Here is a 22,149-nt window from a genome sequence, read left to right on the forward strand (position 1 = left end):
CGCTCGAACCGGAAAGGTCAGGCCAGGCGATCGGCCATCAGCTCGCCGACCATGATCGCGGCCAGGTTGGTGTTGGCCCGAGGGACCGAGGGGAAGATGGAAGCGTCGACGACGTGCAACCCCTCGAAACCGAGAACCCGACACATCGGATCCACGACCGTGTCGGGATGATCGACGGCCCCCATCCGGCACGTGCTCGTTCCGTGCTGGGCGTCCCCGACCGTAGCCAGAAGGTAGGCATCGAGCTGGTCGTCATCGTCGAGCACGTCGAACAATGCCTGATTCTCGGCTTCGATCGAGCCGGCGATGATCGGCGCGGTGGCGTCGCTGCAGGCCAGCTCGACCAGTTTCCGCACTCCGACGCGCATGCGGGCGAGGTCCCGCTCATCGGAGAGCATGTGCTGGTGGACGACCGGCTGGTCCGTCGGATCCGGAGAGGCGAGGGTCAGCTCGCCGCGTGAGTAATTCAGGTTGAGCCAGATGCCGTAGGCTCCGAATTCTGCCCCTGTGTTGGCGGTCGCCATGGCCAGGACGCTTTGGTTCATGGAGACGAACATCAGGTCGTTGGCCGGGGCTTCCGGGCCGCTGTTCCAGCGGACGCAGACGTTGGTGTGCCGGTCATGTGGTGTCTTGTTGGCGGCATCCGTGGCCAGTGGCAGCGAAATGACGGCCATGGGGTGATCCTGCATTCCCTGTCCGACGGGAAGATCGGCAAGCAGCTCGATGCCGAGCGAACGAAGATGGCCTTCCGGCCCGATGCCGGAGCGCAGGAGGATCGCCGGTGAATGGACGACGCCGGCACTGAGGACGATGGTGTCCGCGTGCTCGCTCATCGGCTTCCCGTCCACGAGATAGCTGATCCCGACAGCCCGGTTGCCCTCGAAGAGGACCCTGTCCGCGAGGGCGTCCCCACGGATGGTGAGGTTCTCCAGGCCACGCGCACCCTCCAGGTAGGCGTCGTTGGTCGAGACGCGTCGCCCGTCCCGGGAGTTGATGGGATAGGTCGACACCCCGGTCGCGCCGGGCGCGTTGACGTCGGCGGCCCACTCGAAGCCGGAGGCAAGCGCTGCTGCCGACAGTGCCGTGTCAACGGCACCCCAACGGTCTTGGGGAGCGCGATAGATGGGCGTCGGGCCGCCCCGGCCATGATGGGATCGGTCCCCGAATTCAGCGTCGTCTTCCAGCTTGGCGAAGTACGGCAACACATCATCCGGGGCCCACCCGGTGGAACCGGAGTCTGCCCACTCCTGGAAGTCCTCCATGGGTGGGCGTATGGCGATTTGTCCGTTGATCGATGAGCTGCCGCCGACGCCTCGCCCCCGCCAATAGGGAGCCGCCCGCTGGCTATCGGTTCGCGTTGCATTCAGGCAGGTCCAGACCATCCCGTCGACCGCCGTGGGGTCCATCAATGCCACCACCGGATTCGGCGACCTCCATGCCTCGTGCATCTCGGCCGACCGGTAGTCCCTGCCGGCTTCCAATAGCAGTACCCGCTTGCCCTTCTCGGCCGTGCGCGTCGCAAATGCCGCACCGGACGACCCTGCGCCGACCACAATGACATCCCAGTGTTCGTTCGTCACGCTGTATCTCCCTTGCATAAACTCAGGTAACCGATGGCTTCGTGTCGTGAATTGGCCACGGATTCCACTATGCTGTAGGTCACATGTTCAGTCAAGAGTGAATATTCAGTTTTGTATGAGCAATCGAGGAGAATTGCATGTCTGTCCCCACCCGCTCCAGTGAGCCGGACTTGGAGCAATCGCTGATCGAAGACTTCGGCTTGCACGTGGGCGGTGCCATGGGGTGGCCGCCGATGGCCGGGCGTGCCGCCGGGGTGCTCATGCTCAGTGAAGCGCCGATGACCCTGACGGAACTCCAAGAGGCCCTTGAGGCGAGCAAGGGGTCGGTCTCGGAAACCACGCGGCTGTTGATCGTCAATGGGGTCGTGGAACGCTTCAAGGAAGCCGGCCAGCGGCAGTTCGTGTTCCGGTGGCGTTCGGATGCATGGATCGGATGCCTCGAGCACCAGCTCAGGGCGACGACGGAGCTGCTTGCCTTCGCGCGGGAGTCGCAGGGCAAGGGGGAGGGCCTGCCAGCGGTGCAGCGCGAACGCCTGCGCGACATGGCCGACTATTACGTGTTCATCGTGGAGCGGCTGGAACGGTTGCTGGCCGACTATACGCAGCGGTGGGAAGCCGGCCGCGAGGAGACCGGGCGCTGAGCTGGCAGGAGCCGCCCCCGGCTGGAAGCCGCATGCGCCGCCGCCGTGCTTGGCACTTGCGAGTCGCTAGTGCGCCGAGCCGGTCTCCACCAGCAGGACCCCGCCCATGATGAGGACGATGCCGATGGCCATGATCCAGTTCAGCGGTTCATTGAAGAGCAGCCGACTGGCCACGGCTGTCAGCGCGACGCCGAGCGCGGCCCAGATCCCGTAGGCGACGCCCAGGGCCATGCCGGCATCGAGGGTCAGCGCCAGGCAGGTGAACGCCAGCAGGTATCCGGCGGCGACCGGGACGTACCAGCACTTGCTGCCATGGGTGGCCATGCGCAGCGAGAGTGTGGCGCCGACTTCGCTGACGATGGCTGCGAGGAGCAGGATCCACGCCATCAGCTGGCCACCCCGCTCTTGTTGGCTGCGTGCTGGGAGCCGAGCTCGACGGTGAGCACGCCGGCGATGATCAGCACGATCCCCGCCAGCATGGTGCCGGTGAGCGGTTCGTCGAAGACGACGGCGGAGGCGATGGCGGTGAGAGCCACCCCGGTCGCACCCCAGATCCCGTAGGCAACACCGAGCGGCATGCCCCGGCGCAGCACGGCGGCGAGGCAGATGAACGCGACCACGAAGCCGACCGCCGTGACCGCGTACCAACCCGGGTTTCCGAGCGCCGCCTTCAGGGACATCGATCCGGTCACCTCGCTGAGGATGGCGCAGGCCAGCAGGATCCACTTCGTCATGGGTCCATTGTCCCAGAGGCCGAAATCCCATGAGGCTGCAACGTGTGGTCGGGCCGCTTCTGCCAAGTCAGCTCCGCAGCGATATCCTCAAGCGCTTAACGCCGTTGGCGGCCTCGGGAAGCAACGCCATCCATGCTGGTCGATTGGCAAGATTTCCGAGCATATTGGATAAATGCCTTCTGGAGGCCGGGTCGTCGTCGTATCCGCGAAGATCTCGCGTCGTGACTACCGCCGCCAAGGTCAGGAAATCAATGACATGACGTTCGCGGCCCGGGTCGTCCACTATCTCCAACGGCGCAGCTTTGCCGATGAGTGCTCCCATGATCGTCGGGCGGTTCACCTTTCCGAATGAATCGCCTGCCATGACGTCGACGGTTTCGCTCTGTCTGACGGCCTGTTGGGTTGCCGGTGAGGCAATGGTCGTTCCGCCAGTTGCGCCAGGCCGCTTTTCACTGCGTTCCCCGGTGAAGCGGGGAATGAGGACATCGACTACCGCATTAGCTCGGATCCACCGATGTTGGTGGCCCGCCAATGATTCTCCTTGTGGCTTGAAGCCCAGCCTGAGGAGGGTCGATGTAAAAGTTCTCAGGTGCTGGGGATAGGTACGGATATCCAGACCGACGTCCGCATCAGTGGTCGCACGCGGTGTGGCGGAACCCCGCTCGACGGCATGAAGGAACACGGCCTGGCCGCCAATGAGGACCCAACCGTGTGGAAGCGCCTCGTAGATCTCGAAGACGGCGCGCCAGGACTCTTCCTGTGTGGGAAGCATCGCGGGGAGCCTAATGACCATCGATAACGCTCCTCAAGATGGAACTGGATGCAGATTGTTCGCGTGGCCCGGGGCGTTCGGCCAGGTCCACTGCAGAGAAGATGGCCGGTACGTCCGCCGGAAGGCCATCGACGGCGCGCAAGATGACGTTCGCGTGCCGGTGGTCGCTGGCCGGGACAAGGTACCAATCTGCTGCGAGCTGGTCGAGGTCCGGCAGCGAAACATAGGCTTCGATCTCGTTTCCTGGCAGGAGGCCAGATCGCGGATCAGAGACACCCGAGAGTTTGATTCGTGGGTCGTCGCGGAAGTCCGAGAGGTCGGAATGACTGATCGAAAAGTCACAGCGCTTCGCCCGGGCAGGGAGCCAAGACATCAGTTGGCTCTTGGGGTCCTCATGGGCGCGAAGATGCCTGACGCGTTTCAGGAGTCGGTGTTTCTCGACTGCACTCAGGTTGGCGGGTTCCTTGTCCTCAAGTACCTGGGCCAAGGCCATTCCGTTTTTCGGTGACAACGGCCGTCCCGGAGCCTTGAGCCAGACCTTGCTTGAGAGTTCGCTTTCGTCGATGACCCAATGATTGCCAACTTTTTGCGCAATTACACGCTCATCATGGATGAGCTTCAGAACCCTTTCGGGTCGGACGCCCATCCTTCTTGCCGCGTCGGCTACGCCAATGACCATTACACAATCATACGCCCACCAGTACCATTGTGAAATAGTTCCGTGAAGCCGGGGGGCGGGGCGCCGACAAGGGGGGCCTGCCAACGCTCGAAGCCTCGAGCGCCGCCGTCGTGCTCCTATGCCCTGCACGCCGTGTCTTTCCTTACCGGACCGCCTAGGATCGACCCCACCGACGTGAAGGGGTTCCCATGCGCAGCGTGACCTATTCGATGGGCGTTTCCCTGGACGGCTACGTCGTCGGGCCGGACGGGACGTTCGACTGGTCGGAACCGGACGGGCAGGTCTTCCAGTTCTACCTCGACGAGCTCAAGGCGCTCGGCGTCCACCTCATGGGACGGCGGCTCTACGAGACCATGCTGTACTGGGAGACGGCCGACGAGGACCCGGAACTGGGCACCGCAGAGCGGGAATGGACCAGACTCTGGAAGCCGCTGCCGAAGGTGGTGTTCTCTCGGACCTTGCCGGACGTCCAGGGGAATGCCCGGCTGGCCACCGGGGGCGTTGCGGAGGAGATCGCCTCGTTGCGGGATGAACCGGGAACGGACGACATCGCCATCGGCGGAGCGGGCCTCGCCGCCGAAGCGGCGGCTGCGGGACTGATTGACGAGTACCAGATCATGGTGTCCCCGGTGCTGGTCGGCGGCGGGACGCCCTACTTCGGCCACGATGAGCACCGGGCTGACCTGGAATTGGTAGAGACGCGCGTCTTCCAGTCCGGGGCCGTCTTCCTGCGCTACCGGGTCCGCCGGTAGACGGGTGGGATGGCCCAGGTAGTGCCGTTTTCCACGGCACCATTGCGGAGCTCCGACGTGCAGTCGCGAGCCCGGTGCCGGCAACGTGCCGGTGGTGTTGACCGGCCGGGACGGGGTCAGCGGAGCGAATCCGCTGCACCGGGTGATGCCAAGGTCGTCGGCGATGGACGTACCGCGCTACACGCTGCCACTGGGTGTTTTCGGCTGCGGAAGAGGGCGTGTGGCTGAGGACCGGGTGGGAGGGGCCCGACGCGTGGGCTGAGCTGATCATGAAATGCCGAGAGGTCGGCACCCCTCAAGTGGGTGTCGACCTCTCGGTATGGCGTGATTGCTCAGGCGACGGCGAATCCGCCGGTCCACTGGATCTTCTCGCCTGCGGCCAAGGTCAGCTGCAGGAAGCCCATGGCTTCCAGTTCGCGGGCACGGGACAGGGTGCCGGCGTCCAGCGCCTTCACTCCACCAGCGGAAACGATGCCCGCCAGCTCCGCCTTGGCTGCGGCGTCGTCACCGGCGATGAGCACGGTGGTGGCGTTCGGACCCACCGAGTGGGAGGACAGGGTGGCGGCGAAGTTGGTGTTGAAGGCCTTGAGGACCGTGGACTTCGGCAGGGCGGCGGCAAGCTCCGCGGTGGCGGAGGAATCGGCCGGGACAACCAGCGAGTCGAAGGTCTCGAAGTTCAGCGGGTTGGTGATGTCGACCACGACCTTGCCGGCCAGCTGATCGCCGCGCGCTTCGACGATGGACTTCAGCGCGGGGTAGGGCACAGCCAGGATGACGATGTCGCCGGAGACTGCCTTGTCGGCATCCTGGCTGTTCAGGAGTTCGACGTTGTTTCCGCCGGCGCTGACGATGGACGAGATGGCCTGGCCCATGTTGCCGGATCCGATGATGCTGATGTTCGCCACGATGTGCTCCTTATGAGGTTTACTTGATGCTTCAAGTAATACTGTACGCCTATGCCATTGAAGCGTCAAGGGTTTGTTGTGGTTGGGCCCAGTCCGGGAGTGGGGGAGGCGGCCCTGGCTGGACGTGCCGCGGGGTTGCGACGTGCCCGATGGGTCATGCAGCGCATCGCAACCCCGCGGTGGACGTGTGTCCCGGCTGTCGCCAGGCCAGGTGGCGCTAGGCCTGCGAGACGGCGGAGGCGAGGTTGCCGAGGGATGCCTCGAGTGCTTCCTGGCCGACGACGGGGAAGCTGGCCTTCTTCAGGGTCTCCTTGTCGGTGACGGCACTCCAGTCGTAGGTGATCGAGACTTCGGTGGCATCCGGTCCCTGGGGTTCAAGTTCCCAGACCCATTCCCATCCCGCGGGCTGTTCACCCTGCGGGGCGGTCTTCCAGGCCAGCAGCTTGTTCTCGTCAAAGCCGACAACATGGTTGTCGGTCTTGTAGTCACCGCCCTTCTTCTCCCAGGTCATGTTCATGGTGAAGACCTGGCCCGATGAGGTGATGCGGTCCGTCTTGTCGTCGGATACCACCATGCCGGAGCCGTCGATCTGGGCGTGGTGTTCCGGGTTGGAGAGCACCTGGAAGATGGTGTCCGCCGAAGCGTCGATGACCCTCGATGCGGAGATTTTCGTTTCGGTCATGGAATGCACCTTTCGTTGGACGTCATGGCCTTTCGGCCGGAAGGCACCACGATAGGCGCTTCGGCAGCTGACGTCGATGGAATGTGGACGGACGCTCCAGGGAGTGGGGCTTCGCCGCAGTCTTTCTCAGAGGAAGGGGCGGAGGGGGATCAGGACCAGTTCGCTGAACTTGGCAGCGATGTTCTGGCGCTTCCACTCGGTGAGCGTGAGCTTCCGGCTATTGCTGCTGTCGACCTCGAAGATCTGCTCCATCTTGGCTGCGATGTCGGCATCGTGGATCTCGAGGTTCGTTTCGTAGTTCCCCGTCAGGCTCAACCGGTCGATGTTGGCGGTGCCGATGGTGGACCATTCGCCGTCGATGGTTGCTGTCTTGGCGTGGATCATGGCGTTGCGGTAGAGCAGGACGGTGACCCCCTCCTTGAGCAGGCTGGTGAAGAACCCGCGGGCGAGCCAGTCGGCGAGGACGTGGTTTGAATCCTCGGGGACGATCAACCGGACATCGACGCCCCGCCGGCTGGCTGCGAGCAGCGAATCGAGGATCTGCTGGTCGGGGATGAAGTAGGCGGTGGTGATGTAGATGTGCTCGCTGGCCCGGTTGATGGCGTCGAGGTAGACGCCGCGGATCGGATAGACCAAGTGGGAGGGCATGTTGTTGGCCGTGCTCAGGTGCGGGTCCCAGGTGCCCGGGCGCTGGTGCTCGATTTCCGGTCGGCCGTAGGCGGTGTTCCAGACGTCCAGGAACGCCTGGCGCAGTTCCCACGCCGCGGGGCCCTGGATGCGCAGATGGGTGTCGCGCCACTCGGTCGCGTAGAGGTCGCCGATGTTGTAGCCCCCGGCGAACGAGGTGTGGCCGTCGACGACCAGGATCTTGCGGTGGTCCAGGCCGGTGCTGCGCAGCGGGGTGAACAACCGCGACGGGCGAATGACCGGGAACCGGTACACGTGGATCTTGGGGTCGAAGTCGTAGAACGACGCGGGGACGACGAGGTTGGCGAAGCCGTCGTAGATGACGAAGACGTCGACGCCGCGGCGGGCGGCCGCGTTCAGTGCGTCCCGGAAGCGGCGCCCGGTGGCGTCGCCCTTCCAGATGAAGGTCTCCAGGAGGATCTGTTCCTCGGCGCCGTCGATGGCGGCGATCATGTCGTCATAGAGGTCCTGGCCATAGGTGTAGATCTTCGTATCCGAGTCCGAGACCCGGCCATCGAACGTACCGGGGCGGGGGAATCCCGTGCGTTTGGACCGTTGGCTGCGCTTGATGGCATCGAAGACCACCAGCCCGGCGATGACGGTGGCCTGAAGGGCCGCGAACGCCAGGACCAGTCGGGCGGTGGTCTTTTGCAGCGTTGCGGCAAGGGGCTTCGGGATCAATGAAGGCATATGCAGACACTATCTGCAGGGGCGGTGCCCATGCATTAATTCCCGGTGGCATCCTGGACCGCAGCACGACGGCGGAACCTGAGGTTCCGCCGTCGTGCTGGGTGATCCTGGGGGGTCAGTACTTGGAGGACTGGCCGCCGTCGATCGGGATGACTGCCGCGTTGATGAAGCCGGCGTTGCCGGAGAGCAGGAAGGCGACGGGCTGGCCGACTTCCTCGGGCTTGCCGAAGCGCTTCATCGGGTTGGGCTCCACGAACGCCTGGCCGGCCTCTTCCCAGTGCTCGGGGTCGATCTGCTTCAGCGAGCCCTCGACCATCGGGGTCATGATGGCGCCGGGGGCGATGGCGTTGATCTGGATGCCGTGCTGGCCGTACTCGATGGCCGAGTTACGGGTCAGGCCGACGACGCCGTGCTTGGCTGCTGCGTAGCCGGACTGGTTGCCCACGCCGCGGATGCCGCCGACGGAGGCGGTGTTCACGACGGCGCCGGAGCCCTGTTCGCGCATGACCTTCAGGACGTGCTTGAGGCCGATGATGGCGGAGGCTAGGTTGGTCCGTCCTGGCACCATGAAGACTTGAAGTGAGACTAGCGCTGTTTGAGATCGGGACCAGTCTGGCTCCGTAGCGGGAGAAGGGGGTCTCCGAAGGGAGCCTTGCCGGCCAGTGTGTGTTGGACAACGACTAGCTCACGGCCATGCACGGCAACAACGAGCCGATCCACGTGGCGGCGTTTAAACTGGGCGATGACTTCATGCACCAAGTGCTCGGGCAGTTCCGGGGCTGAGTCGCGTGCCGAAGAAGAATGAACGTTGTGTGTCAGGTTCCCCGGGGAGGACTAGTGGTTCGCAGTTCAAATTCGGAAGTCAAGGGGACCAAGACTCCGTTGCCATGGGCAAGGCTGCGTCGTAGACGTGCAGCCATTGGAACTGACGCTCAATTCAAATTACGGCCTGCATACCGCGAAAAGCGTAGGAATAGCAGCCGGATTCCAGCTCTCCACGGACTCGTCATTTCCTCCGGGAACTTTGAGGCAAACAATATTAGAGCGGAGAAACACAGGAGAAATGAGGAGGGAAGGCTAAGAGCGAGTACCCACATTCGCGTTGCTCCTCCACCAGCGATAACAAGGGTCAGCACCCCCGCCCCGAATCCGCACAGGATCGAGGCCAACTCCAGACTCGAGCGCAATTGACGAAAAATCAGCTTGGTGGATTCGGCCACTGCGTCTTGACGGGGTCGTTTGAAGTACCACGAAAAGAGGAGACAACATCCGGACACTGAGATCAGTAGTGCGGCGAGGATTTCGAGCAATGGCCAGCCCTTCTGGGACCTTGGATATTCAGGTGGGAACTGAGCAAACGGCTTGCGGGGGCATCCCGGATTGACTTCGGCACTCCCGCTGATAGTAGCGATCGTCGGTCAAGCAAAGAAATTCGTATTTGCTTTAAGCCGTGAAGGCGCTGCCGGAGCCCCTTGGCTGCGGTCCACTCGAGACATGAAGGAGGACGACGGCGATGCCTGTGCACCGCCGTCGTCCCCCTGTGTTGTCCGTGCCGGGAGCGGAAGCTACTTCTTGCCGACCTTCGAGAACAACGCGCGGGTGGCCGCACGGACCCCGGTGGTCAGCGTCGGCTGGGGAACGGGGCCGAAGAACGGGGAGTGGTTCGCCGGGGCCGGCCCCTCGGCCAGCCGTTCGGCCGGGAAACCGCCGAAGAACCAGAACACGCTGGGCACGCCGATCGCGTCGGCCAGTGCGCCGAAGTCCTCGCTGCCCATCACCGGGGTCCCGGCAATGACCTGGTCCCCGCCCAATTCGTCGCGGAACTCGGCGGCCAGCGCCCCGGCGGCGGCCGGGTCGTTGTAGAGCGGCGGGAAGTGGGAGATGTCCTCGATGACCGGCTCCGGCGCGCCGGAGGCGGAGGCCTCCCCGGCGATGATGCGCCGGATCGAGGTCAGGACCGTCTCGCGGACCTGGGGGTCGAACGTGCGCACGTTGAGGGTGAACACCGCCCGGTCGGGGATGACGTTCTCCTTCAGGCCGGCGTGGAAGGACCCGATGGTGACCACGGCTGCGGACTGCGGGGCCACCTGCCGGGAGACGATCGTCTGCAGCCGCACCACCATGGACGCCGCGAGCACGATCGGGTCGATGGAGTGCTCGGGCATCGAGCCGTGCGACCCCTGGCCCCTCACCGTGACCTTGAAGGAGTCGGCGGTGGTCATCGCCGCGCCGGGCATCAGCGTCACGGTGCCGGCCAACCCGCCCATGACGTGCTGGCCGAACATGATCTCCGGCTTCGGCGCCTGGTCCCACAGGCCGTCCTCGACCATGGCCTTCGCCCCGGCGGCCGTCTCCTCGCCCGGTTGGAGGACGAACACGATGGTCCCCGCCCATGCATCCGGTGCGCCGGCGTACAGTTCGGCGGTCTTCAGCGCCGTGGCCATGTGCGTGTCATGCCCGCACGCGTGCATGACCGGGACCTCGGTGCCGTCATCCAACGCGCCGGTTGCCGTGCTGGCGTAGTCCAGGCCGGTGTCCTCCAGCACGGGCAGCCCGTCGGTATCGGCCCGCAGTCCGACGACGGGGCCCTCGCCATTGCGCAGGATGCCCACGACGCCGGTGCCTCCGCAGCGGAACACCTCCAGTCCCAGCGTCTCGAGCCGCTGCGCCAGGTAGTCGGCGGTCCGGTGCTCCTGCATCGACAGTTCGGGGTTCGCGTGCAGGTGCTGGTAGGTCTCGACGAGTTCGGTTTCGGCGGCCTCGGTCATCCGCAGCGACTGCGGGACGGCGGTGCTCATGGGTAGTCCTTCCAATGTGGGGGTGGCTAGCGAAGCGGATGGGATCTAGTAGGTGGGGCCGGAGACGGTCTCGGCTGCTGCGTCGGGCTCGCGCCGGTTCACGGCGTCCGCCCCGTCATCCCCGAGGTCGGGGGTGGCCTGCCTGTCGCGCAGGAACCAGGCGAGCACCGCCGTCGAAATCACTGCCAGTGCGGTGGCGAAAGGCGCCAGCCCGGGGAGCAGCGGCATGAGGGCGAAATTGACGACGAGGGCCACGGCGACGGCGATGACCGCCGAGCGCGGCGCCTTCTGGCTGACGATGGCCTGGACCAGGACGGCGCCCATGACGGTCGGCAGGATGTACAGCTGGACGGTCTGGACGATGTCGTGGGGGATGATGCTGACCAGCCACGTGCCCAGCAGCCCCACGAACACGAACAGCGAAGCCAGGTGGACAGTGGCCGCCCCGCAGATCGCCGCGACGGCAGCCAGTTCGCCCTTGCGGGTGCCGGGTTTGGCGCCGATGGTCGACTGGGCGATCATCGCCGAGGGCAGCAGCTTGTTGGAGATGTTGCCGATCATGAACGCCTGGTACATCGAGGAGGCGCCGAGGATGGGGTAGTAGGTCAGTGGTTCGACGATCCAGATGACGCCGAAGACGGCGGCCAGGGCGGCGAACGCGCCGAGGATGCCGGAGACCTGGATGTCCAGGCCGGAGAAGAAGACGAGGTAGGCCGGGGCCGAGAGGGAGAAGACGAGGCCGGCGATCATGGTGATCCGACCCCACCGTGAGGTGGTCTTGTCGAACGTGGTCAGCGCCTGGTGCGCTTCGGTGGCAATGGGCATGATGTGCTCCTGGGGTTCCGGGGTGCTCTTAGAGGCGGGTGGCGACGTAGGTGATGGCCAGGCCGAGCATGATGGCAATGCCCAGCGCCCATTCCTTGATCCACGGTTTCCCGACCTTCCGGGCGATCACCAACAGCACTGACATGATCACGGCGGAGGAGAAGAACGCCACCACATGGATCCACGACTTGGGCAGTTCGGCGATCCCGAGGACGGAGAACGCTCCGACCATGGCGGCGCCGGGAACGACGAGCATGATGGCCGGGTTGACCTTGCGCAGGGCGGAGTCGCCCTTCTTCAGCAGCGGGGTGAGGATCAGCGTGGCGATCATCCACATGGCGCCGCCCAGGCTCATGGCCGCCAGGGCCAGTGCGAAGACCGCCTGCGTGTAGGTGGGGCCGCCGAGTTCCGCGCCTGCGGTGTTGGCGGCGATGGCCGCGGCTGCCGTCTCGTAGGACACCGATCCGATCAGGCCGATGCGCACCAGCACCGCGGGGGTGCCGAAGACGGTGAGCAGGGCGACGGCGACCATGACGACGGCGAGCGAGGGGCCCAGGGCCGAGATGGCGCCGGCCCGGAAGCTGGTCTTCAGTTCGGTCCCCGTCATGCCGATGGCGGGGGCGGCGATCCGGGCGGCCTTCAGGTAGATGACGCTCTGGATGATGATGACCAGGAAGACGCCGATCGCGCAGGCCCAGAGGACGGGCGAGTTGGCGACGGCGAGGATGTCCGTGGAGTTGTTTTCCGCGGCAGCGGGCAGGGCGGTGGGCAGGTTCATGGGTCAGCCGTTCATCGAAGGGTGCAATGCGGCACGGTGGGGGAACTGGGTATCCCGACGTGCCTGGGCCCGCTCTGTCCTGAACCTGAAAGTTGGACCGGCGCCTGCGGCGTCCGGCGTGCTTCGTCGGTGAGCCGCGGCTGCGGCTGCTCTCCAGAGTTTCCTCACGCGGCTGTACTTGGAACCTGAGAGATTGCGGGTGCTTGCCCCTTCGGTGCCCGGATGATGGTCGGGACTCTCCAGCCGCACGTGATCGGAAGGTATTCAGTTGACGCGGGCCGGGGGCCCGCGTCCTGCAAGAATGCCCGACGTGATCCGGATCACCAAAGGGTCCATGAAATGTGCTGTCACATTTCCGAACGATTGTTCGGTCAGTGAACTTCTACCGGGTGCGGTCCGCTACCTGCCCAGGAAATCCACCAATGCGGCGTTGAATTCGTCGGGATGGGACACATTCAACCCGTGGGGCCCACCCCGGATGACGCACAACTCGCTGTGGGGGATGGCGCGGTGGGTCCGGCGGCCGGATCCCTCGACCGGGACAATCGCGTCGCTGTCGCCGTGGACGATGAGCGTCGGGACGGTGACCTTCTCCAGGTCGTCCCGGAAGTCGGTGGTGGCGAAGGACTCCATGCAGGCCGCCGTCGCGTCCCGGTCGGCGGCGCGGGTCATAGCCAGGGTGGCCTGCAACTGTGCGTCGGTGACGAGGAGCTTGTCCCCAGCGGAGTAGAAGGTGCGCATGAATCCCCCGAGGAATGCCTCCCGATCGGCTTCCAGCTGCTTCTGCATGTCCTGCGCCGCGGTCTCCGTCAGCGGGCCCTCCGGGTTGGCGTCGGATTTCAAGAGGTAGGGCGGGACCGCGGCGGCGAGGACCACGGAGCGCAGCCGGTCCTCGCCATGGTGGGCGATATACCGGACCACTTCTCCGCCGCCCATGGAGAAGCCCACCAGCGTGGCGTCATGCAGGTCCAGGGCGTCGAGCAGCGCCGCGAGATCAGCGGCGAGGGCGTCGTAGTCGTAGCGGGCGGAGGGCTCGGAGGCGCCGAAGCCCCGTCGGTCGTATGTGATGACGCGGTGGCCCGCTGCCTGGAGGGGCTTGACCTGGTCGGCCCAGGATCCGAGGTGCAGCGGCCATCCGTGGATCAGGACGACAGGACGGCCGGCGCCGCCGGTGTCCTCGTAGTTCAGCGTGTTGCCATCGGCTCCGGTGGTTTGCGGCATGGGGATCGTTCCTTCGCGCGCGGGTGTGTGAGGGGGCAGTTCCAACGTAGGCGTGTTGTGGCGTCGGTGTACAGGGATGTTGTGGCGTCGCCGGGGATGGCAGGAACCCTGGCCCGCTCGTCTGGGACGCGGCGCGTCAGGATTGCAGCTGCTGGGCCCCGATCACGGCGAGAAGCTCGAGCTTCTCGGCGTTTTCCGCGCCGGGACCTGCGGTGAAGACCAGCAGCGCCTGGTGCTGGTCGACGTCGAACAGGGTTTGGCAGTAAAGCTCCAGGTCACCGACCTCCGGGTGCTGGAACCGCTTGAGCTGGGTGTGCTTGTGGCTGACCTGGTGGTGGGCCCACTCGGTGGCGAACTCGTCGCTGCGGGCGCGCAGCTGCTCGACGAGTTGGGAGGTCCGCGAGCCATGTCCCTCGCGGGCGTAGGCGGTGCGCAACGTTGCCACGAACTCGACCTGTCGCTGGGCGTGGTCCGCGGCGGGATAGATGTTGCGGGACGGGGGATCGATGAACCAGCGCCACACGGCGGAACGGGAAAACTTGCCGTCCATCGGCGGCTCGGCTCCGAAGAGCGCGGTCGCCGGCGGCGTTTGCAGCAGTGTCTCGCCCACGGAGTTGATGACCCGGGCCGGGGTGTCCTGGAGACGGTCCATGATCCGCATCAACCCGGCGTCGACGTGTTCCGCCCTGCCCGGGTGGCGTGGGGCCGGGTGCCCGCCGAGGACGAACAGGTGGTCCCGTTCGTCCAGGGAGAGGCGCAGCCCGCGGGCTATGGAGGCCAGCATCGGCACGGAGGGTTGCGGTCCCCGCTCCTGTTCCAGCCGGGCGTAGTAGTCGGTGGACATCCCGCACAACACCGCGACCTCCTCGCGGCGCAAGCCGTCGGTGCGCCGGCGGGGCCCACGGGGCAGCCCGACGTCCTCGGGCTGCAGGGCATGGCGGCGGGTGCGCAGGAAATCGGCGAGCTGGGGGCGGTCCATGCTCACCAGTCTGCCCCCAGCGGTCCGCCGATCACAGGAGCATGCCGCCGGAGGCCTCGATCCGCTGGCCGGTGACCCAGCCCATGGCGTCGGACGTGATGGAAGCGACGGCCGCGCCGATGTCATCGGGTTCGCCGACCCGGCCCATGGCGATCAGTGCCGAGAGGTGCTCGCGGACCTGCTCGTTGTCACGACTGGTGCCGCCGCCGAAGTCGGTGCCCACGACGCCCGGGGCAACCGTGTTGACGGTGATCCGGCGCGGACCCAGCTCCTTGGCAAGGTAGCGGGTGTAGACCTCCACGGCCCCCTTGGCGGCCGCATACACCGAGGAAGAACCGTCGCCGGTGAACCGGGCCAGCCCGGAGCTGGTGTTCACGATGCGCCCTCCGTCGGCGAGCAGCGGCAGCAGGGCCTCGGTGAGCATGACGGTACCCACGATGTGGATGTCGAGCAGGGAACGGACGTCCTCCAGCCGGGTCTCCCCGATCGGTGTCCGGAGGGAGTGGCCCGCGTTGTTGACGAGGATGTCGAGGGATGTGCGCCCGAAGGCATCCGTGAGCGTGCTGCGCACGGTCTCGGCGAAGGCGGGGAAGGTCTCGGGCTGGCCGGTGTCGAGCTGCAGGGCGGCTGCCTGGCGGCCGGTTTCCCGGATCTGGTCGACGACGGCTTCGGCTTCCTCGGGATGCGAACGGTAGGTGAGGATCACGTCGACGCCGGCAGCCGCGAGGTGCAGGGCCGATGAGCGGCCCAGGCCGCGGTTTCCGCCGGTCACGAGGGCGGTCTTGGGGATGGTGGTTTCTGCTGCTGTTGTGGTCATGGATCCAGCATCCGCCCGCCGGAAAACCTGGACAAGGCAGTACTTATCCGGGGAGCGGGAGTCCCTGCCTGCGCGGCCGGGATTCGCCGTCGGCGTGCAATGGGCGCGGGATCAGTGTCTGTAGACGCACGCCAAGACTCTAGTGTCAAAAGCGTACCGAAAATGGTACACTTTTGACATTCACGATCATGTTCAATGAGGGGTGGGGCGATGGGCTACCGACGCGACTTGTGGGAGATTGCCGCAGGTCGGCACGGCGTTGTCACCGTTTCCGATGCCGAGGAAGCGGGGGTGCCCGCCGTGGAGGTCCGTAAGCTCGCACACCGCGGCGCGCTGAGGGCCTATGGCAAAGGCGTGTACGTCCACCGCGATGTCCCCGCGACCGCGTTGACCCAACCGGCAGCAGCAGTAGCGCTAGCCGGCGACGGGGCCTTTCTGCAGCGCGAGGCCGTGCTCGATTTGCTGGGCCTGGGGCAGTTCAACCCGCGCCGTATCCGGGTGGCGACCCACCGCCGAGTGCGTAGGGCTCTTCCCGAGTGGGTCGACCTCGAGGACCGAACGGATGTCCCCGACGGAGACCTGACGCAGTACGAGGGCATCCCGACGACCACCGTCCAGCGCGCCTTGGAGGACGTTCGCGGCAGGATACCGGCGGAGCGCTGGAAGGCGCTGGTCGGCCAGGCGCTCACACGCGAGCTGATCGACGAACGAGACGTCGATGAGTTAGCTCGCCGAAAGCAACGCGTCGCATGAGACCTGTGGCCCCACCGATGAACACCGCGCAGCTGAACGCCCGGATAGAAGAAGCGTCCCGCGACCTCGGAGTTCCCGCTGCCCGTGTGCGGCGGATGCTCTGCACACTGATCGTGACCCAGATGCTGCCAGACGCTGTCGCCGTCAAGGGAGGCATGGGCGTCAAGCTCCGTATGGGGGAGCGCGGCACACGGGCCACGGCGGATCTAGACGTCGCCACTCGGCAACGGGGAGCAGAATTCGAGGAATCGTTCCGCGCGCGACTGGGGCAGGGATGGGGCGTGGTGCCCGCGACAAAAGGTGGGCTGCGCAAGGACCCGAATGCGCCGGACCGAGTGGCATTCACGGCGGCCCTGAAGCCTCAGCGGCTGCACGATCCCGGTCTCCCCCGCCCCCAGTACGTGATGCACCCCTACCGGGTCACTCTTTCCTTCCTTGGGCGCGAGTGGGCGGGACTGGACGTGGAAGTGTCCGACCCCGAGATCGAGCCATACGCGCACACCCGCCGCGCCGTCGACGGCGGGCTCATCGAGTTGAGTGAGCGGTTCGGGTTCGGGGGGCTGCAGCCAGTGGAGCTGATCGATCTGGAGTACCAAATCGCGCAGAAGATCCATGCCGTGACAGACCCCGGCTACGCCCGGGCCCATGACCTGGTGGATCTGCAGCTGCTGTGGGGCGCTGGCCCTGAGCTGACCTCCCTGCGGGATCTCTGTGCGCGCACATTCACGTTCCGTCGTGCGCAGGAGTGGCCACCACTGCCCCTGCGCGCGATGGAGGGTTGGGAACCCGCGTACCTCGAAGCCCGAGAGGAGACGGAGGTCGGGGGCAGCTCGTCCGTGCTCGCAGGCATCGAGCCGGCGCGAAGATGGTTTGAGCAGGTGATCGCGTCCATCGACGCAGCGACGCAAGAACCTGACGGTTGACGCTGGGCACGGCGCTGAGGGCCGATTTCGTCTGTGGGCAAGGCCGGTGACCACCATCCCGACTGGCTTGGATCCGACTAGCTCCACGTGGGACCGTGCCGGAGGCGCTGCCGGGATTCGCCGTCGTGCAGTTTTCGCGGAAAGATGGGAACCATGGATAACGCCACCGGCCCCACTGGACAGACTGCCGCGGACACGACCGGGCAGCAGCCCTGGGTCAAGAACTACCAGCCGGGGGTTCCGGCAGAGATCGAGCTGCCCACCGAATCGCTGGTCGACATGTTCGAGCACTCCGTCGCGGAGGCGGGCAAGGCCCCGGCGATGGAGTTCTTCGGCCGCCGCACCAGCTACCGCGACCTGGGCGAACAGGTGGAGCGTGCCGCCGAGGGGCTGCGCCGCCTCGGGGTACGCGCGGGGGACCGCGTCGCCGTGATCCTGCCGAACTGCCCGCAGCATGTCATCGCTTTCTACGCGGTGCTGCGCCTCGGAGCCGTCGTCGTCGAACACAACCCGCTCTACACCGCCCGCGAACTGCGCCACCAGTTCGAGGACCACCAGGCACGCATCGCGATCGTCTGGGACAAGGCGGCAGCGGCGATCACCGGATTCCCGGCCGACGTGGAGATCGACCACGTCGTCTCGGTCAACCTGCTGCAGGCCTTCCCGCCGGTCAAGCGTGCCGCATTGGCCCTGCCGGTGGGCAAGCTGCGCGAGACCCGCACGTCGCTGACGGCCAAGGCTCCGGGCACCACCTCGTGGAAGAAGCTGCTCGGCCACGGCCGGCTGGAGCCGTCGCATCCCCGCCCGTCCGTCGAGGACCTGGCAGCGATCCAGTACACCTCCGGGACCACGGGGCGCCCCAAGGGCGCGATGCTCACCCACTACAACCTGTACTCCAACGCCCTGCAGGGCGAAGCATGGATGTCCGGCGCCCAGACCGGCAAGGAGATCCTGTACGCCATCCTGCCGATGTTCCACGCCTTCGGCATGACGCTGTACCTGACGTTCGGCATGCTCAAGCAGGGGATGCTGGTCCTGTTCCCGAAGTTCGATCCGAACATGGTCCTGGACGCGATGAAGAAGTCGCCGGCCACCGTCTACTGCGCGGTCCCGCCGATCTACGAGCGCACCGCCATGGCCGCCCAGGAACGCGGGATCTCGCTGAAGTCGGCGAAGTACTGCATCTCCGGGGCCATGAACCTGCCGGGCCGCGTCGTCGACCTCTGGGAATCGGTCTCCGGTGGGCTGCTGGTCGAGGGCTACGGCATGACCGAATCCTCGCCGGTCGCCCTGGGCAACCCGTTCCACCCCACGCGCCGCACCGGGACCATCGGCGTCCCGTTCCCCTCCACGCTGATGAAGGTCGTGGACCCGGACGATCCCACCGTCGAGGTCCCGGCCGGGGACCCCGGCGAACTGCTCATCGCCGGCCCCCAGGTCTTCGCCGGCTACTGGAACAACCCCGACGAAACGGCCAAGACGCTGCTGCCCGGCGGCTGGCTGCGCACCGGGGACATCGTCACCGTGGACGACGACGGATTTGCCACCGTCGTGGACCGCGCCAAGGAGCTGATCATCACCGGCGGGTTCAACGTCTCGCCCACCGAGGTCGAATCCGTGCTGCGCGGCCATGCCGATGTCCGGGATGCCGCCGCCTTCGGCAAGCCGCTGGAGCGCGGCGGGGAGATGGTGGTCGCCGCCGTCGAACTCGAGCCCGGCGTCGAGCTGGACGAGGCGGCCCTGCGCCAGCACTGCCGCGACCACCTCGCCGGCTACAAGGTGCCCAAGCGGATCGTGGCGGTCGATGACCTGCCGCGTTCGATGCTCGGCAAGATCCTGCGCAAGGACGTCCGCGAACAGGTGCTACCGGGACTCTGAGCCGGAGCCCCGTTCGACACGGGGCCGGGGCAGGTTGGTAGGGTGGGGCGCTTACCCGGGGGGACGGCGATCCCCATGATCGAGCCGATGCACCCGCGACCGCACAGGAGGCCAGCATGGCTGAACGAGAACCCACCACGGCCCCGCAGGACAACGTCCGCTGGACGCACAGCCTGAGCCGGACCGGGGAGCGGGCGCGCAGCGTCCTGTACATCCTGGCGCTCGCCGTCGTCATCATTTTCGGTCTGTTGCAGGTCACCGTGGTGGCGGTTCCGTTGGTCCTGGCCTTCATCCTGGCCGCTGCCATCTCACCGGTGGTCAACTGGCTGCGCCATCACGGCTGGTCCGCCGGGTGGGCCACGGCAACGACGTTCGTTGGCTTGCTGGTGGTGGTCGGCGGGGTGCTGGCCTCCGTCGTGTTCGCGATCCAGGCCCAGTGGACCTCCCTGGCCTCGCAGGCGGGGGAGCGGACAACCCAGTTGTGGACCACGCTGAAGAACGGGCCGTTGCCGATCGATGATTCGACGCTGACGCAGGCGATGACGTCCCTGAAGGCCATGTTGGGCAGCCAGCAGACCGAGGACCAGGCGATGGCCGGAGCCTCGCAGGCCGCGGAAATGGCCACCGGATTCATCCTGATGGCCGTCATCCTGTTCTTCTTCCTCAAGGACGGCTGGGCCATGTGGGCCTTCGCCATCCAGAAACTGCGCGGCCAACAGCGCGCCAAGGCGCGCGTGGCCGGCATCAGGGCCATGGCGGTGTTGGGCGGCTATGTCCGGGGGACCGCAATCGTCGCCACCGTCGACGCTGTGCTCATCGGCGCGGCCCTGATGATCCTGCAGGTCCCGTTGGCCATCCCGCTGACGGTCCTGATTTTCATCGGTGCGTTCGTCCCGATCATCGGTGCCACCGTCACCGGGGTCCTGGCCGCGGTGGTGGCGTTGCTGGGGGTCGGCCCGGTCGCCGCGGTGATCGTCGGCGTGGTGGTGATCGTGGTCAACCAGCTCGAGGGCAATCTGCTCCAGCCCGTGGTCATGGGCCGGACGCTGCAGATCCACCCGTTGGTGGTGCTGCTGGCGCTGACGGTGGGCGGGGTGATCGCCGGGGTGCTCGGTGCCATCCTCGCTGTCCCGCTGACCGCCGCTGCGTGGGCGGCATTGCAGGTGTGGGCCGGGGTGCCGGCCAGCCGGGCGGGGGAGTCGGGGCTGGTCGGCGGGAAACACTAGGGGAAGAAACGTTGGCCGGGCTGCTCCGTCCCCCTACTGAAGCGATGAGGTGAGCCGGGCCAGATTGTCCAGGACCTTGTCGCGCATCGGCCGGCCTGTCCAGTCGTCCAGCAGCAGCTCCCGGCTGTTGGCGCGGTACAGATCCTCCACGGCGCGCATCTGGCCAATGATGGACGGTCCGTGGACCAGCACGGATACCTCCATGTTGAGGCTGAAGGAGCGGACATCCATGTTGCTTGAACCGATGACTGCCACGTCGTCATCAACGGTGAAATGCTTCGAGTGGAGCACACTGGGTGCCCGGTACAGGTAGATCCTGACGCCTGCCCTGAGGAGGGCCTCGTAGTACGAACGCTGCGCGTGGTAGACCATGGCCTGGTCGCCGATTTCGGAGACGAAGAGTTCCACGTCCAGTCCGCGGGAGGCCGCCGTGATGATGGCCAGCAAGATCGATTCGTCGGGAACGAAATAGGGGCTCGTGATGCTCACCCGGTGCTCGGCCTTGTGGATGAGCGCAGCGTAGAGCTTGAGGTTGTTGTCGTTGTCGAAGCTTGGCCCGCTGGGCAGGACCTGGCAGTCGATGAGGGTCTCGTCCGAGCCCAAGACGACAGGTGAGGTGTCCAACGGCAGGAAATCCTGCGTTTCGCTGTACCAGTCCGTGACGAAGACGGCGTTCAGTTCGCGTACTACCGGCCCCTCCAGCCGAACCATGAGTTCCTTCCACACGAGACCGCGCCGGATGTTCTTCTTCTTGTTGTAGGACGCGGCGATGAGGTTCTGTGAGCCGGTGAAACCCACCCTGCCATCGACGACCAGAAGTTTTCTGTGGTTGCGCAGGTCCGGACGTTGCCACTGGCCGCGCAACGGCCTCAAGGGCAACATGGCCTGCCACTGCACCCCCGCGTCCGTCAGGAACCTTTGCGTCTCGCGATGCCCCGGGTTCATGAGGGCGGCGAGGTGGTCGAAGAGAACCCTCACCGTGACTCCACGTTCGACCGCACGGGACAAGGCCTCGAAAAAGGGAGTGGTCGTGGGATCCAGGGCCAGGATGTAGAACTCCACATGGACATGATCCGCGGCCGTATCGATGGCGGCCGTCATGAGCTCGAGGCTTTCGTCGTAGCCGCCCAGCAATTCTGCACGGTTGCCTCCGACCATCGGCAGTGCCCCCAACCGGCGGTTGAGTTCCACCAGGGAGTGGAGCCATTCCGGCCACTCCTCGCCGTGGCTCACCGCCGACAGGCCCCGGGTGCGTGCCAGCATCGCCTCGTTGACCTCGCGCTGCTTATCCCGACGGTGCCTGGGGAGTTTGCCGACGCCCACCAGGAGGAACGTGACGACGCCAAGGAACGGAATGAAAACGATGGCCAGGATCCACGCGATGGCGGCCGAGGGTTTGCGGTTCGCCGAAACCAGAATGGCAGCCACCAGGGCGAATACCGCGTGCAGCAGGAGGCCCATCAAGGCGACGACGTCGATGTCCTGAACCCACCCTGGCATCGCCGGTCACCGCGCCTTCCGTGGGGCGCTACCCTGACAGGACGATCGATGCGACGGCCGGCTCATGACCAACGATTAACACGTTCCCGCCCGGAAGTAAATCACCGTGCACCGCGATCTCAGCCGGTTCGGGCGGGTCGATCGTCATCGAGTACGCGACGAAAGGGTTACCTCCGAATTGCGTGCCACATCTGCGCGGCCCCGATCAGGAGATTGATCGGGGCCTTTTCCTGCAGTGCCGGGGTCTTCGGACGGGCTATTCGCGTGAGAGGTCTCCACCAAGAATGAGTTCGGGCTCGGTGGCCGCGCGGACCTCTTCGACGCTGACC

Annotated in this window: 22 protein-coding genes and 2 riboswitches; of the genes, 6 read left to right on the top strand and 16 right to left on the bottom strand. The window is 65.9% G+C overall.

Translation table 11 applies throughout. The annotated features are described in order from the left end of the window. Nucleotides 1–17: 17 nt before the first annotated feature. Nucleotides 18–1,580: a GMC family oxidoreductase gene (locus tag ABD088_RS15075; RefSeq protein WP_343902784.1), complete on the bottom strand. Its 1,563-nt coding sequence runs from the start codon at nt 1,578–1,580 to the stop codon at nt 18–20. Nucleotides 1,581–1,717: 137 nt separating this feature from the next. Between ABD088_RS15075 and ABD088_RS15080 the strand changes: the two genes are divergently transcribed. After that, nucleotides 1,718–2,221, top strand: coding sequence for a GbsR/MarR family transcriptional regulator (locus ABD088_RS15080; protein ID WP_343902785.1), 504 nt, complete (start codon nt 1,718–1,720; stop codon nt 2,219–2,221). A 66-nt stretch (nt 2,222–2,287) separates the two neighbouring features. On the opposite strand, the gene ABD088_RS15085 is transcribed toward ABD088_RS15080, so the two are convergent. The 4 genes from ABD088_RS15085 to ABD088_RS15100 form a co-directional block, all read right to left on the bottom strand. Further along, nucleotides 2,288–2,608, bottom strand: coding sequence for a DMT family transporter (locus ABD088_RS15085; RefSeq protein ID WP_343902786.1), 321 nt, complete (start codon nt 2,606–2,608; stop codon nt 2,288–2,290). Beyond that, complete coding sequence (locus ABD088_RS15090) at nt 2,608–2,955, bottom strand: DMT family transporter (RefSeq protein ID WP_343902787.1); 348 nt, start codon at nt 2,953–2,955, stop codon at nt 2,608–2,610. The genes ABD088_RS15085 and ABD088_RS15090 overlap by 1 nt, the downstream gene beginning before the upstream one ends. A 67-nt stretch (nt 2,956–3,022) precedes the next feature. Beyond that, nucleotides 3,023–3,727 carry a hypothetical protein gene (locus tag ABD088_RS15095; RefSeq protein WP_343902789.1) on the bottom strand — a complete coding sequence of 235 codons (705 nt, stop codon included), beginning with the start codon at nt 3,725–3,727 and terminating at the stop codon, nt 3,023–3,025. Between the two features lie 10 nt (nt 3,728–3,737). Continuing rightward, nucleotides 3,738–4,406, bottom strand: a complete 669-nt coding sequence (locus ABD088_RS15100; protein ID WP_343902790.1) for a helix-turn-helix domain-containing protein — start codon at nt 4,404–4,406, stop codon at nt 3,738–3,740. Between the two features lie 188 nt (nt 4,407–4,594). On the opposite strand from ABD088_RS15100, the gene ABD088_RS15105 reads away from it, so the two are divergent. Further along, nucleotides 4,595–5,158 (top strand): dihydrofolate reductase family protein, encoded by a 564-nt coding sequence (locus ABD088_RS15105; protein WP_343902791.1) that lies wholly within the window; start codon nt 4,595–4,597, stop codon nt 5,156–5,158. 332 nt (nt 5,159–5,490) lie between these two features. Here ABD088_RS15105 and ABD088_RS15110 read toward each other — a convergent pair whose 3' ends face one another. The 10 genes from ABD088_RS15110 to ABD088_RS15155 form a co-directional block, all read right to left on the bottom strand. Further along, nucleotides 5,491–6,063: an NADPH-dependent F420 reductase gene (locus ABD088_RS15110; protein ID WP_343902792.1), complete on the bottom strand. Its 573-nt coding sequence runs from the start codon at nt 6,061–6,063 to the stop codon at nt 5,491–5,493. 217 nt (nt 6,064–6,280) lie between these two features. Next, nucleotides 6,281–6,745 carry an SRPBCC family protein gene (locus ABD088_RS15115; protein ID WP_343902793.1) on the bottom strand — a complete coding sequence of 155 codons (465 nt, stop codon included), beginning with the start codon at nt 6,743–6,745 and terminating at the stop codon, nt 6,281–6,283. Nucleotides 6,746–6,871: 126 nt separating this feature from the next. Continuing rightward, nucleotides 6,872–8,122 (bottom strand): phospholipase D-like domain-containing protein, encoded by a 1,251-nt coding sequence (locus tag ABD088_RS15120; protein WP_343902794.1) that lies wholly within the window; start codon nt 8,120–8,122, stop codon nt 6,872–6,874. Between the two features lie 115 nt (nt 8,123–8,237). After that, nucleotides 8,238–8,690, bottom strand: coding sequence for an SDR family oxidoreductase (locus ABD088_RS15125; protein WP_343902795.1), 453 nt, complete (start codon nt 8,688–8,690; stop codon nt 8,238–8,240). Between the two features lie 997 nt (nt 8,691–9,687). Next, complete coding sequence (locus ABD088_RS15130) at nt 9,688–10,920, bottom strand: amidohydrolase (protein ID WP_343902796.1); 1,233 nt, start codon at nt 10,918–10,920, stop codon at nt 9,688–9,690. 45 nt (nt 10,921–10,965) lie between these two features. Further along, a complete protein-coding gene (locus ABD088_RS15135; protein WP_343902797.1) occupies nt 10,966–11,745 on the bottom strand; it encodes a hypothetical protein in 780 nt (259 codons plus the stop codon). 28 nt (nt 11,746–11,773) lie between these two features. Further along, nucleotides 11,774–12,523 (bottom strand): DUF5058 family protein, encoded by a 750-nt coding sequence (locus tag ABD088_RS15140; protein WP_343902798.1) that lies wholly within the window; start codon nt 12,521–12,523, stop codon nt 11,774–11,776. Nucleotides 12,524–12,595: 72 nt separating this feature from the next. Next, a riboswitch (glycine riboswitch) is annotated at nt 12,596–12,682 on the bottom strand. A 3-nt stretch (nt 12,683–12,685) separates the two neighbouring features. Continuing rightward, a riboswitch (glycine riboswitch) is annotated at nt 12,686–12,776 on the bottom strand. Nucleotides 12,777–12,922: 146 nt separating this feature from the next. Then, nucleotides 12,923–13,744 (bottom strand): alpha/beta fold hydrolase, encoded by an 822-nt coding sequence (locus tag ABD088_RS15145; RefSeq protein WP_343902799.1) that lies wholly within the window; start codon nt 13,742–13,744, stop codon nt 12,923–12,925. Between the two features lie 136 nt (nt 13,745–13,880). Then, nucleotides 13,881–14,723, bottom strand: a complete 843-nt coding sequence (locus ABD088_RS15150) for a helix-turn-helix transcriptional regulator (RefSeq protein WP_343902800.1) — start codon at nt 14,721–14,723, stop codon at nt 13,881–13,883. A gap of 31 nt (nt 14,724–14,754) precedes the next feature. Beyond that, a complete protein-coding gene (locus ABD088_RS15155) occupies nt 14,755–15,540 on the bottom strand; it encodes an SDR family NAD(P)-dependent oxidoreductase (protein ID WP_343902801.1) in 786 nt (261 codons plus the stop codon). A 210-nt stretch (nt 15,541–15,750) separates the two neighbouring features. Here ABD088_RS15155 and ABD088_RS15160 point away from each other — a divergent pair, with 210 nt between their 5' ends. The 4 genes from ABD088_RS15160 to ABD088_RS15175 all read left to right on the top strand — a co-directional run bounded on the left by ABD088_RS15160 (nt 15,751) and on the right by ABD088_RS15175 (nt 20,320). Then, nucleotides 15,751–16,293, top strand: coding sequence for a type IV toxin-antitoxin system AbiEi family antitoxin domain-containing protein (locus ABD088_RS15160; RefSeq protein ID WP_343902802.1), 543 nt, complete (start codon nt 15,751–15,753; stop codon nt 16,291–16,293). A 17-nt stretch (nt 16,294–16,310) separates the two neighbouring features. Continuing rightward, on the top strand, nt 16,311–17,216 hold the full coding sequence (locus ABD088_RS15165) for a nucleotidyl transferase AbiEii/AbiGii toxin family protein (RefSeq protein WP_343902803.1): 906 nt from the start codon (nt 16,311–16,313) through the stop codon (nt 17,214–17,216). 153 nt (nt 17,217–17,369) lie between these two features. Next, nucleotides 17,370–19,094: a long-chain-fatty-acid--CoA ligase gene (locus ABD088_RS15170; protein ID WP_343902804.1), complete on the top strand. Its 1,725-nt coding sequence runs from the start codon at nt 17,370–17,372 to the stop codon at nt 19,092–19,094. A gap of 116 nt (nt 19,095–19,210) precedes the next feature. Beyond that, complete coding sequence (locus tag ABD088_RS15175; RefSeq protein ID WP_343902805.1) at nt 19,211–20,320, top strand: AI-2E family transporter; 1,110 nt, start codon at nt 19,211–19,213, stop codon at nt 20,318–20,320. A gap of 33 nt (nt 20,321–20,353) precedes the next feature. On the opposite strand, the gene cls is transcribed toward ABD088_RS15175, so the two are convergent. Continuing rightward, a complete protein-coding gene (cls, locus tag ABD088_RS15180) occupies nt 20,354–21,820 on the bottom strand; it encodes a cardiolipin synthase (protein ID WP_343902806.1) in 1,467 nt (488 codons plus the stop codon). Nucleotides 21,821–22,149 lie beyond the last annotated feature (329 nt).

This window comes from Arthrobacter rhombi, from assembly GCF_039526245.1.
Classification (GTDB): domain Bacteria; phylum Actinomycetota; class Actinomycetes; order Actinomycetales; family Micrococcaceae; genus Arthrobacter_H; species Arthrobacter_H rhombi.